Origin of the sequence: Spartinivicinus ruber (genome assembly GCF_011009015.1) — a bacterium.
Taxonomy (GTDB): Bacteria; Pseudomonadota; Gammaproteobacteria; order Pseudomonadales; family Zooshikellaceae; genus Spartinivicinus; species Spartinivicinus ruber.
The window spans coordinates 5,250,120-5,262,055 of record NZ_CP048878.1 but is presented as its reverse complement, the minus strand read 5'-3'; the positions used below and the strand labels follow the sequence as shown (position 1 = coordinate 5,262,055).

Below are 11,936 nucleotides of genomic sequence, written 5' to 3'. Positions count from 1 at the left end.
GCAAGGTCACGCCAATAAGTATTTAATTAAATCAAAAATAAATAACCAGGCTTTAGGCCTGGTTATTTTATGAAAAATCGACATCAGTAAGAAAAGTTAATCATCTTTTTCTACTTCTAGAACAGCACCCGTTTGGGCATTGATTTGAACTTCCCATAAGATGTTTTGTGCATCCTGCACTTTGGCTTCGTATTCATACGCGCCAGTATCATCGTCTTGCTCCAGGTTAGAGTAAATAACAGTTGTGCCCTTTACCTGGTTTTTTGCTGTGGTTTCTAACTCAGTAAGTGGCTTGATTTTTCCTGTTTGTACCAATTGATCTGCTTGTTGTGGGCTGATATTGATATCTGCGAAAGCATTAGAAACAGCAAAAACTGAAATAAAAGCGACTAGCATTGGTTTCATAATCATATTCTCCATCTATATAAATAACATGGGTTAGTTGATGGAGAGAGATGATAGAGTAGTAAGCTTAATTCAACCTTAAGCCCTTTTACTCTTCTTGATATCTTTTTAAATACTTTGTTGCAACAGACTCTATTAGTCCTTCATCTCTGATTTGGGTCAGTGCAACTGTTGCGCGTTCTACTACGTCATCTGGAGTTTGCAGACTGAATGCCAAATAATATCCCTCCTCATCTCTCCACAAAAGAAATACTTTTTCTAACTGGTTATAAGACAGACCGGCTGCTTTCACTTTAATTGGAAGAGTTAACTCTGTCCAAATAATTAGGAAATCTTATGAGTAGCCCAAAGACAAGGAAAAAATTGGTGAAAAAGCAAGTAAATATTAAGTTTAACATACAGCTTGCTAGCGATACATCACACTCAAAGTATGTGTAAGGCTTAAAAGCGCTTACACATAAGTTGGGCTTTATGGAATTCATAGCCTAGGCCCTTGTAAAAATCCACTACATCTAAACGGCTGTCTAAAAATATGCCCCCAAGGTTTTTTTCAGAGGCAATGCTTTCAACATATTCCATTAGCTTTCTGCCAATACCAGCAGATCTTTGGGCTTTTGAAATCACCAGATCGTCAACGTGAATATGTGGCCCTCTAGCCATGGTTTCAACGTCTCGAAAGCCAATGAGTCCAACAATTTCATTTTCAATTGCACCATGTAGCTCATAGCCATGTTGTTGTTGCCTTTCCAGGCGCGCTACAAAAGCCTCAAATTCTAATGCTGACCGCAGTTCTCGCATAAGACTAAAAGCCTCTTCATGTTGTTGCCTGGTAATGCGACAAATCGTTAGCACTTTTTATTACCTCAATACTGTAGTCCGTTTCTGGTTGTATAATGATATATTAAGTCAAAGATAAAAGCTGCGAGAGTATGATTGACTATCTTGATCATGTCGTCATAGAAAGTAATCTTTAGAAAGCATAGTAAAACGGTTTTACACTCAATGTCCATATTAAGAACTACTACTATAGTCTTGTATTGCTATATCACCTGATGGTGAAAACTTTGGGCAATAAATTGCTCAAATTAGTACAACAAAATTAGTGTATTATGATCTTGGGGTTGAGGAAAATATTGAAAATAGTTAATTGGTAAAGCAAGATCTAGTTCTATTAATTTAAACGATAATTTTTGTAATTTAATCCTTACGCTTAAGTATTAAGACAGGACAAGAGGCTAAATTAATTACTCGATCAGCGACTGAGCCTAACATGAGTCGTTTAAATCCATGATAACCATGAGTGGGAATAATAATTAAACTGGCATTATTTTTTTCAGCGTAAGTTGCAATTTCATTACCAGGGTCACCTGATAATACTATACTTTCAATATTTTGCCAGCCATGCCGAAGAATAAATTGTTGCAGGCCGGTTTCAACTTCTTGTTTATGTCTTTCTTCATCAATGTGTACATAAGCGGTACCGGCATTAATGTAACTGGCTGGATATTTCACATGTAGGAGGGTAACCTTGGTGGGTTTTTCTGCAAGCTCTAGGGCTACATTGACAGCTTCTGCACACTCTTCAGAGAAGTCTACTGGAACAATGATGCTGTTAAGTTGTAGTAAGTTCATAGAGAAAAGCTCACCTAACGGGGTTAAAAGACTATAGGTACACTATAGTGTAATCTTGGATAAAGTGGAGAGTGGAGAAATTAATAATGATATCAATTGATGTTGATGAGAACGCGGGTATTGCCATATTGGAGCCACATGGAGCATTATCTGCAGAGGATTTTAAACGGATTGCTGATACCATTGATCCAATGATTGAAAAGAGTGGTGAGTTAAAAGGACTATTAATCCACTCTAAGTCATTTCCTGGTTGGGAGAGCTTTTCGGGTTTTATCTCCCATATCAAGTTTGTTAGAGATCATCATCAATTGGTAAGAAAAGTGGCAATTTGTACGGATAGCCATCTTGCTGATTTGGCTAGATATTTAGGTGCTCACTTTATTAAGGCTGAAGTAGTAGTTTACCCTTTTAATAAGTTGGATGAGGCAAAAAGCTGGGTAAGCAGTTATACCCTTCCCGAATGATTTCTAGGTTTTGTTATCTTCATTCCTCACCCCAATCACCTATTATTTATAGGCTCATGGAGCATCGTTACTCGATGGCCTCACCTAAAAACCATTCGTATTGGGTATAGAACTAAACTATTTGCTTTTTAGCTTTTCGTTGCATCGACATTTGATATAAGACTGGCACTATAAATAGTGTTAAGAATGATGAAAAAACCAAACCCCATACAATAGCGGTAGCAACTGGTGACCATATCAGTGAGTGGCCACCCAAGCCCACGGCTAATGAAAATAACCCTGCGATAGTTGTCAGTGTGGTAATAATAATAGGTAACATCCTTCTTCGGGCAGCATAGAAAGTAGCATGCATTAAACTCATGTTTTTGGCTAAGTTATTATTAGCGGTGGAAATTAATACAATTGCTGCATTAACTGCTATACCCGCCAGGGCGACAATACCGTACATGGTAAATAAACTGAGGGGATTACCTGAAACCAGCAAGCCTAATACTACCCCAACAAATGCCATGGGGACTGTAATAAGCACCATTAAGGGTTGGAAATAACTTTGGAATTGAGTACTTAAAATTAAATACATTAAGCCAATTCCAAGTAAAAACAGCATGGCTATTGCGTCAATACTCTCTTGTATGTCATCCAGCTCGCCAGAAAAATCCAAGGATACATTCGGGTAGTTTGCAGCAATGGTTGGCCAATGGCCTTTAATAAGTTCATTGGCAGCAACTGTATTGATGCGTAATTTATCTATATCGGCTTCTAAGGTGATGGTGCGTAAGAAATTATAGTGACGTATATTGCCTTTCACTTGTTCGGTATTAATAACAACCAACTCTCTAAGTGGTACATTATTCCCTGTTGGTGTTGGCACTGAGAGCCTTAATAGGGCTTCAGTATCATGAAACTGATTATTCACAGCAGCTGTTGACTTGAGCCGTAAGGCTGTTTGATCGCCTTCATGCTGAACATAACTGACAATTTCACCATCAATCAGCATTCTCACAGTGCGATAAATATCATCAGGGCGAATGTTTAATTGGTTGATAGCATCATAGTTTAATTTTAACGTTAACCCGTAACGCCCTTGGCTGTCATCATCAGAAATGTCTCGAAACCGATTATCATTAGCCATAAATGTTTTTAGAGCATCAGTGGCTTGTCGCAATTCGTTGTAATCTTTTCCTCTGACTTTAACGCTAATTGGTTTGCTGGTTGGTGGGCCTCCTGCTAATTTCAGGAAGGAGATATTGGTGGGGCCAACCACGGTTGCAACATCAGCACGCATGTCCTCAATTATTTGTTCAACACTACGAAATCCTTCAGCAGGTGGTTTTAAGCTGACTAAAATTTGCCCTAGATGCTCGCCAAATAAGGGTGCTGTTTCAGTAAACATTTGGCCAGAATAACTTACAATTGAGCGTGTTTCTTCAGTAGATAAGTCTTGGTATGCGAGCTTTTCCACTTCTAACACCTTCTCCATGGTTTCATCCAGTGAACTAGTCGTGGGCATTTCAACATTAATGTAAAACAGACGGATGGTATCTGCTGCAAAGAAGTCCATTCTGATTAAACCGCTCATCACTGCAGATAGTGATAAGATAAATAGTAATACTAGTGTCGTTAGTGTTTTTATTGGGTGTCGCATAATTTTTATTAAGGCAAACCCATAATACACTTTTAACTTATGAATAAAGCGTTGTCGGTATTTATCTACTTTTGATGGTTTGGCGAATGAGACTTTGGCTGCCAGAATATGGCCTGGCAGCATCCAATAGGCTTCGATTAAGCTGATAGCTAAGGCGGTTGTTACTACCAACGGAATAATCATCATAAACTTGCCTAAAATGCCGGGTAGTAACATAAGAGGCAAAAAGGCAGCAATAGTAGTGAGAACAGAAGCAGTAACTGGGCTAATAACTTCTAATAGTCCTGTCCAGGCAGCTTCTATGCCGGTGATTCCTTGCCTTAATTTACTGTAAATAGATTCTACAACGACTACTGCATCATCAACCAACATCCCTAAGGCAATAACAATGGCTAATAACACTGAGGTATTTAGGGTTTGATCAAGAATATTTAAAGTAATAAATGTGCCCGCTAAGGTAAAGGGAATACCAATGGTTACTAAAAGACTGATGCGTGAGCCCAAAAATACCCAGGAAACAAAGAGTACGAAAATTAAACCCAGTAATGCATTGTTCTGCATAATATTAAGGGCATTACGGGTAATCAGAGTTTGGTCATCGATTAAACTGATATTCACCCCAAGTTCTTCTGCATAAGTGTTTTTTTGTTGCACAAATTGATCAATACGTTCAACCAGCTCTAGGGTATTGGTGCTTTCTTGCTTCATGATGGCAAACATGACAGCTGGTCGACCTTGAAAGCGAACGAGCCGATCTGCTTTTGCGCGGGCTCGTACTACAGTAGCAACATCTCCTAAACGGATTTCTGATAAACTGCCTTCATTAGTGAGAATAGGTAATTTGGCCAGTTCATCTGGATTAGTGGTGGTGCCTTCAATGCGAATTAACCACTGATCTTTACCTATACGGGCACTGCCTGCTGATATGTCAGAATAAAAATTGCGAATGGAGTTAGCAATAGTAACGGGTGAAATACCTAGCAGCTGAATTTTATCGATATCGAATCGAATTTGTATTTCGGGGTCTTTTTCTCCAGTCAATTGTACTCTATCAACACCTGGTATTCTGGCTAGCTCATTTTCTAAAATACTAGCCTGACGGCGTAAATTTTCATCATCGGATGGGCCTGCAACTACCACAGTAGCGGTTGGAAATGCATTGGCTGAAGTAATTTCAACAATGTTAGGGCGTTCAATTTCTTCGGGTAGCTCATCTTCAACATTGTTAATTTCTCGCCGGAGATCAGCCATCCGCTTATCAAAAAGCCGTTGGCTGATGTCTTGAAAGCGCACTAAAATGCTGGATACGCCTTCACGGCTAGTGCTGGAGACAAACTTAATGTCTTGTACTTTTTCTAAGGATTCTTCGAGAATATCAGTGACTTTTTTTTCGATATCTTTTGCTGAAGCACCTGGCAGCAGAGTGGTGATTTGCACCCAGTTAAAATTAATACTAGGGTCTTGTTCCCTGGGCAGTTGTTGATAAATTAAATACCCCATTAACAACACTAGCCCAAACAGTAGGTTAGTTAACTTGTGGTTTTCAATTAAACTGCGAAGCCACATTATTATTGTGCTCCTTGGTATTGGTCAGTTTAATAGATTGTCCATCTATAAGGCCATGGCGGCCATCAATTATCACTAAATGGTTACCATCAATATTTAAAGGAATTGGACGACCTTCCTGCGCTTGGTTTGCAGGAATAAACTGTGCCTTATTATCATCAATAATAAACACACCGTATTTCCCATTACGCTTTTGCAGTAGGTGCGCAGGTAAGTGAGGGGTAGGGCTTTGCCATAATAAGCGACCAGTGGTGCCTATAAGAGTGCTTTTAGTGTTAAAGACTAAGCGTGCTTCGCGACTTCGCGTACTGTTTTCAATAAAGGGTAAAAAAGAGCGTAATTTTAACGGATACTGTACACCATTGGTTTTTAGTGTATAGGATGATGCTTGTTTAAATGAGTTTTCATCAGTTAACGCTATTTGGGCGGAAACTTCTACATGATTGGTTTGCAACAATTCTATAATGGGTGTGCCAATGGCTAGCATTTCTCCAACATTCGCTACTTTCTTAGTCACCAGACCAGAAAAAGGGGCAGTCACTTGGCAGTGTTGGGTATTTAATTTAGCGATGGCTAAAGCAGCTTGTTGCGCTTCTAATTGTGATTGAATATCCACTACATTGGTTTTATTGCGATCTAGCTCTGCCTCACCAATATTTTTCTGTCGAGCCAGTTTTTCACTGCGTGAAAGTTCTCGTTGATTAAATGCCAGCTGATTTTTTAGTTGAGCATACTTAGCTTGTTGTGTTTCAAGATTTAATTTGGTTTGTTGACAGTCTAAGGTAGCCAGTAGGTCCCCTTTGTTTACAGAGTCACCTACATTGACTGGCATATGAGTTAAGCGGGCGGCAATTTCTGCAGGTATCAGGCTTTTATTAAGTGCAACGACTTTGGCTGGTGCAGATTGGGTTGGATAAAACTGTAATTGATGTACGGCTTTTGCACTGACCAGGGTAGGGGTATCCGACCAACCAACTTGGCTCGCAAAGGCAAGCCATGTAATGGTACAAGCTTGGAGAATAAATGAAGAAAATCTCATGTTAAAGCCTGCTCTTTTACGAAGACATTGCAATGACGTTAACACCGACCGACCAGTCGGTCAATAGGTTGGTAGCTAATTTCCTCACCCTGTGAGGTAGTTTGTTAGGGTCTGTTTAGGTAATCCTCTAGCATATCGACAAAGTCTTGCCAGATAGCTTGATAGCGTTGCTTATCTTGATAAATGGTTTGATGCACACCAAAGCCGATACTGAATATGTCCACCATGCGTATTGCTCTGGTCACTTTTTCATCGCTAACCTTGTTGCTGTAAAACTGTTTGATGGCTGGGGATATCTGGGCGCATACACCATCTAATAATTCTTGTGCTTGAATACGAAATTGTGGGTCTTGCATGCCTTTTGGGAGAAAACCATAAACCGTATTGATCAGTCGAGAATCCTGAAAAAAACAGTCAAGCTGGTATTCACCAATGGCATAGAGATATTCACGCATAGAGCTAAATTGTTTGATTGGCACACTGTTCATGCAATCTTCAACAATTTTGCTAATCATTGCATAGATGACTTCATCTAAATTTTTAAAGTGGTGGTATAGCGTGCCTTTTGCTATACCTGCCCGCTGAATTAGGCCGTTGGTGGTTAGAGCCTCGTAGCCTGAATCGCCAACAATTTCAAATGCAGCCTGAATGATATTTTGTCGGGTAATTTCTGCTGAAGCTTTACGCGTAAGTGACATATGCTTTCATAACTATAATATGTTAAAAAACCATTGTAGGTTTCACCGACTAAGCGGTCAACGAGTTTGTTAGCGCGTATTCAAACCAATATATCATAAAATATCTGATTTTTCGCATTAATGTAATAAAGAGGGCACTAGAGTACCTTACAACTAAGAGAATTATTACATTGTAATAGTGGGATTTAGTTTGCAGAAAAATAGGCAAAAGTAAAAGCTTGATTGAATTAAACAACAGTAGCATGATATATCAAATATTTTATTTAAATTAGATAATAATTATAAGGACGTACATGCTAACTTCAATTGATCAGTCGTATATTAATTGTGTTAATAGCTACTGTATTGAAATGGGTAGTGTCGATACAGGGAGTGTTAATAATAGTAGTAAAGTGGAGAATCCATTAAAGGAAATCATAAATACTAAACAGCATGGGAGTCGAAATAAGAAATATACTGGTTTAATAAAAGACAAGATTAGTAAATATAACAAAGCTGCTGTATCTCGTAAAAATGAAAATAAAATAAGTAAGACCAATCCCAAAAGCACACTTAGATGCCTGATAGCTGACTTAGTATCAGCTGATAATAGTCGGTTAAAAAGTGTTAGCTTCAATAAGCTGTTATTCAATACAACTGGTGTAGGAGATGTGGTGGCAAGGACTACATTGCCAGAAGACTTTCCTGATATCAAGCCTGCTCAAGAAGCAGTTATTCCCTATGTGCTTGAACAAAAAAAGCATTACCTTAATGGCTCAACTAAACCAATTATTATTGATGTATGGCAAAATCCAAAAGATAAAGCCTTATATATACAAGATGGTCAACATCGTTTTGTTGCTGCCTGTTTGCTTGGTAAGCAAATTATCTTGCGGTTAAAGAAGATAGGGTTTCCTGCATTTAATGGTAGTTGGGATCAAACCCGATATATTGATACATTGGCAGCCAAAGACCGGATTAAACCTTGAAGAGAAAACAAATCCAGAGGTAATATATTGAAGGATACGGTAAATATTAATCAGAATTTAATGTTATCCAATCTTTAACTCTTTTATTGAAAAAACCAGATTGATAAAAAGCTTCTTGGAGTTCCCTGCTTTCACGTACTTTTTTCAGACCCATATTAAGGGTCTGAAAGATCTTTTCACTATCAGGGTGTTTTTTTGAAATGATAAAATGGCGACTTCCTTTTAAAGCAATCTTAACACCTTTAACTGGAATCAAGTTGTAACCTGCCACATCAGATGCGAGATCATCTCTGCCGGAAAATTTCCAAAGTAAAAAATCTGCGCGATTATTATCAACCATAATGGCCATTTGTTCGAGTTTTGGTACAGAATAAACATTTTTCAGATTGAGACTGTTAAGAATTTGCCAATCTATCTTCCAGTTTTCTGATGAAACTGCTGAAAAGTCTTTTAAATCATTTTTAGACTTTATATTCTGTACCGCCTTGTTTGATGGTGTTGTATATAAGCCTACTTCAAATTCACCTTCCTCTATTACTGGTTCACTGACGTAAAATCCACTTTTAGGAACTTCTACCTTCCAGATGGATTCTACAGGCATCATCGCATACCCTTCAGCAACAAGAGCTAAGCTGCGTGAGTAATTAGGGGCTTTCACTAACTCAATAGTGGCAATATCATGTAATATTTTGCAGGTGAAAATCAGTTCTACGATTCCTCTATGAGGTACATTAGTAAAATCAGTAATTTGATGGCACTCTTTATTTTTGGTGAGTTCACTGTATCCTTGAATAATCTCTTGCTGAGCCGTCAGTTTAACCAAGGTCTTACCAAAAATTGATATTGGCGCCAGCATTAATAAGCAGCTGACTACATAAGCTACATTTTTCATATCAGTTCCTATGGCTGCGGTTGGTTATCCACATCTGATGGGTATAGGAGAGCTGCACCTTATCTTGTAAAATTGCAGTTTACTTTTCATATTCTAGACTATGTTTTTCCTAAAATGGCTTGATTTATACTCTGAGCAGTTATTCATAGAACTTGTATAAGGGTACCTCTTGTAATAGTTTACTGGTTTGATAGAAAAGAAACTCTAGAAACCAAACAAAAGCCTGTTAGATCAGCTAAATATTGGTACTTAGCGAACAGCGATGTTCTCTTACCTGAACATAACCGGCGAAAGCTGCTAACAGCGATTATAATTGTTGTAGATAACACCTAATTCATTAGGATTTTCGAGAATGGTTAGCTCGTTTTGGTGATAAATCTCTATCTGTTATATGGAAGTAATAGATTTAAGCAGTTTTCCATTCACTTTTAGAATATGAACAAGTGGCAAAGATATTTGATACAACTATGATATATCTGTATTGTCCTTTTGTGCTGTTCTCTTGCAGTAGATCTGATCAATTATGTTAATGCCTAAACGTATTACTCAGAATCAGTCGTTAGCAAAAAATACCCTCGCTCATATTTTACTGATTAGTTCTGTTATTACTTTAGTTATTGTTTGTGCGCAAATATATTCAGATTATCACGCAGATTTAAGTGTAATTGATGAGCGACTAGATAATATAGAAAGAAGTTATTTGTCCACCATTGCTAAGCAAGCATGGGAATATAACTTTGAAGCATTGAATGTGATTATTGAAGGTATTGGCCAGTTGCCGGATGTGGCCTCTGTGAAGTTTGTTAATATAGAAAACAGAGAATTTTCTACACAAGAAGATGATGAAATAAAGTATCCTAAGGAGCGGGTATATCAGGTTGGCTATAGATCAGCGGATAACTTAGTTAATGTTGGAGTATTAACAGTAGTTGTTGATATGGCCAATGTTTATGACCGCCTGATTAATAAGTCAATATTTATTGCATTGTCTCAAGCAGTGAAAACCTTTTTAGTTTCAGCTTTTATTTTATATTTTATCTACAATTTGATTGTTTCTAGGGTGAATAAGGCGACGGACTTTGCAAGTTCGTTTTCATTGGAAAGCCTCACTGATGTTGATAAGTCTAATTTTGATACTAAAGATATCACTGGAAATGATGAAATATCTAAGTTGTTGAAAGCGATGGATCGTATGAAAAAACAACTTAAGGAAGAAATCAGTAGACGTGAGGAAGATCAACAAAAGTTATTTGAACAGGCTAATTATGATTCATTAACAAAACTTGTTAACCGTAAATGTGCTCTTGATAGACTGGAGTTGCTGCTGATCCATTCAAAACGATATAAACAATCATTAGCTGTTATTTATTTAGATATAGATCATTTTAAAGATATTAATGACTCACTTGGTCACGATGCTGGTGATGAGTTATTAAAATTATCAGCAAAGCGTATTCGTGATACTGTACGTAAAGGAGACATTGCATGTAGATTAGGAGGCGATGAATTTTTGCTTATTTTGGCTAATTTGAATACTCCAAATGCCGTTGAAATTGTTATTGAAAAACTAGAGAAATATTTTTCTGAGCCGATGAATATCTTAGGGCATACTATTTATGCATCTTTAAGTATTGGAATATCTATTTACCCTACAGATGGTGAGTCGGTTAAAGAGCTAATTAAAAATGCTGATATAGCATTATACAGTGCTAAGAAGGCAGGGAGAAACTGTCACCGATATTTTGAATCAAGAATGAATACTTGGGCTGAGCAAAGGTTAGAGATGAGCTCAAGGTTGCGTAAAGCGATTTCTAATGAAGAGTTTACTATTTTTTGCCAGCCGTTATTAAATATAAATAATAAAATGGTAGTAGGTGCTGAGGCGCTTATTAGATGGTTCAATAAAGAAGAAGGTGTAACTCCTCCAGATAAGTTCATTCCTTTATCGGAAGAAAATGGTTTAATTGTTGCGATTGGTGATCAAGTGGCTGAGCTGGTTTTGGCAACTGCTGTTAAGTGGAGTTTGATTTGGGGAGAGCAGTTTAAGGTAGGGATAAATATTTCAGCAAGAGAGCTGAGAGAGGCTAACTTTGTTGAACGACTTTCTGGGCAAATGAAAAAATATAATATAAAACAATCCTCAATTGCAGTAGAGGTAACAGAACGAATTTTATTGGATAAAAATGATAAATCAGTAGAAAACCTATTAAAATTATCATCTCTTGGTATCAAGTTGTCGTTAGATGATTTTGGTACCGGTTATTCATCGTTAAGCTATTTACAAAAATATCCATTTAATACATTGAAACTTGATCGGTCATTTCTTAAAAAAGTACCTGCTGATACGAAAAGCGCGGCATTATCTTCAGCTATTATTCAACTGGCACACTGTTTAGGGTTTGAGGTAATAGCAGAGGGAGTTGAGACTGAAGAGCAGTATAAATTTCTTGAGCAAGAGGGGTGCGATATTGTTCAAGGATTTTATATAGCTAAACCTATGAGTATACAAGAATTTGAAGAATGGATGGACCTCTGTAATGGGGTGGTCGATATTAAATCTGAAGAAGTGACTCATACTAAACAAGCAAGTATGTAGTAGTTGTAAATTGTATATTGCTACCTATTTG

Annotated in this window: 11 protein-coding genes; 3 read left to right on the top strand and 8 right to left on the bottom strand. The window is 37.6% G+C overall.

The features are described 5' to 3' along the window. Nucleotides 1-96: 96 nt before the first annotated feature. The 4 genes from G4Y78_RS23850 to G4Y78_RS23840 all read right to left on the bottom strand — a co-directional run bounded on the left by G4Y78_RS23850 (nt 97) and on the right by G4Y78_RS23840 (nt 2,037). On the bottom strand, nt 97-405 hold the full coding sequence (locus G4Y78_RS23850) for a PepSY domain-containing protein (protein ID WP_163835385.1): 309 nt from the start codon (nt 403-405) through the stop codon (nt 97-99). An 88-nt stretch (nt 406-493) separates the two neighbouring features. Continuing rightward, complete coding sequence (locus tag G4Y78_RS31440; RefSeq protein ID WP_268935015.1) at nt 494-622, bottom strand: hypothetical protein; 129 nt, start codon at nt 620-622, stop codon at nt 494-496. A gap of 224 nt (nt 623-846) precedes the next feature. Continuing rightward, a complete protein-coding gene (locus G4Y78_RS23845) occupies nt 847-1,257 on the bottom strand; it encodes a GNAT family N-acetyltransferase (RefSeq protein WP_163835384.1) in 411 nt (136 codons plus the stop codon). 345 nt (nt 1,258-1,602) lie between these two features. Then, nucleotides 1,603-2,037: a universal stress protein gene (locus tag G4Y78_RS23840; protein WP_163835383.1), complete on the bottom strand. Its 435-nt coding sequence runs from the start codon at nt 2,035-2,037 to the stop codon at nt 1,603-1,605. 86 nt (nt 2,038-2,123) lie between these two features. On the opposite strand from G4Y78_RS23840, the gene G4Y78_RS23835 reads away from it, so the two are divergent. Further along, on the top strand, nt 2,124-2,501 hold the full coding sequence (locus G4Y78_RS23835) for a SpoIIAA family protein (RefSeq protein WP_163835382.1): 378 nt from the start codon (nt 2,124-2,126) through the stop codon (nt 2,499-2,501). 112 nt (nt 2,502-2,613) lie between these two features. On the opposite strand, the gene G4Y78_RS23830 is transcribed toward G4Y78_RS23835, so the two are convergent. From G4Y78_RS23830 to G4Y78_RS23820, 3 genes are all read right to left on the bottom strand, one after another. Further along, entirely contained in the window at nt 2,614-5,712 is a 3,099-nt protein-coding gene (locus G4Y78_RS23830; protein ID WP_163835381.1) for an efflux RND transporter permease subunit, read from the bottom strand. Continuing rightward, complete coding sequence (locus G4Y78_RS23825; protein WP_163835380.1) at nt 5,690-6,751, bottom strand: efflux RND transporter periplasmic adaptor subunit; 1,062 nt, start codon at nt 6,749-6,751, stop codon at nt 5,690-5,692. The genes G4Y78_RS23830 and G4Y78_RS23825 overlap by 23 nt, the downstream gene beginning before the upstream one ends. A gap of 104 nt (nt 6,752-6,855) precedes the next feature. Next, nucleotides 6,856-7,449, bottom strand: a complete 594-nt coding sequence (locus G4Y78_RS23820) for a TetR/AcrR family transcriptional regulator (protein WP_163835379.1) — start codon at nt 7,447-7,449, stop codon at nt 6,856-6,858. Nucleotides 7,450-7,742: 293 nt separating this feature from the next. On the opposite strand from G4Y78_RS23820, the gene G4Y78_RS23815 reads away from it, so the two are divergent. Further along, nucleotides 7,743-8,417, top strand: coding sequence for a ParB N-terminal domain-containing protein (locus tag G4Y78_RS23815; RefSeq protein ID WP_163835378.1), 675 nt, complete (start codon nt 7,743-7,745; stop codon nt 8,415-8,417). Between the two features lie 46 nt (nt 8,418-8,463). Here the strand turns inward: G4Y78_RS23815 and G4Y78_RS23810 are convergent, their stop codons facing one another. Next, on the bottom strand, nt 8,464-9,309 hold the full coding sequence (locus G4Y78_RS23810) for a hypothetical protein (RefSeq protein WP_163835377.1): 846 nt from the start codon (nt 9,307-9,309) through the stop codon (nt 8,464-8,466). Between the two features lie 523 nt (nt 9,310-9,832). Between G4Y78_RS23810 and G4Y78_RS23805 the strand changes: the two genes are divergently transcribed. Beyond that, a complete protein-coding gene (locus G4Y78_RS23805) occupies nt 9,833-11,905 on the top strand; it encodes a bifunctional diguanylate cyclase/phosphodiesterase (protein WP_163835376.1) in 2,073 nt (690 codons plus the stop codon). The last annotated feature ends 31 nt before the right edge of the window (nt 11,906-11,936 follow it).

Bases quoted from the DNA above. Each gene is read 5' to 3' on its own strand.
- G4Y78_RS23850 (WP_163835385.1), bottom strand. From the start codon at position 405: ATGAAACCAATGCTAGTCGCTTTTATTTCAGTTTTTGCTGTTTCTAAT.
- G4Y78_RS23840 (WP_163835383.1), bottom strand. From the start codon at position 2,037: ATGAACTTACTACAACTTAACAGCATCATTGTTCCAGTAGACTTCTCT.
- G4Y78_RS23835 (WP_163835382.1), top strand. From the start codon at position 2,124: ATGATATCAATTGATGTTGATGAGAACGCGGGTATTGCCATATTGGAG.
- G4Y78_RS23830 (WP_163835381.1), bottom strand. From the start codon at position 5,712: ATGTGGCTTCGCAGTTTAATTGAAAACCACAAGTTAACTAACCTACTG.
- G4Y78_RS23825 (WP_163835380.1), bottom strand. From the start codon at position 6,751: ATGAGATTTTCTTCATTTATTCTCCAAGCTTGTACCATTACATGGCTT.
- G4Y78_RS23820 (WP_163835379.1), bottom strand. From the start codon at position 7,449: ATGTCACTTACGCGTAAAGCTTCAGCAGAAATTACCCGACAAAATATC.
- G4Y78_RS23815 (WP_163835378.1), top strand. From the start codon at position 7,743: ATGCTAACTTCAATTGATCAGTCGTATATTAATTGTGTTAATAGCTAC.
- G4Y78_RS23810 (WP_163835377.1), bottom strand. From the start codon at position 9,309: ATGAAAAATGTAGCTTATGTAGTCAGCTGCTTATTAATGCTGGCGCCA.
- G4Y78_RS23805 (WP_163835376.1), top strand. From the start codon at position 9,833: ATGTTAATGCCTAAACGTATTACTCAGAATCAGTCGTTAGCAAAAAAT.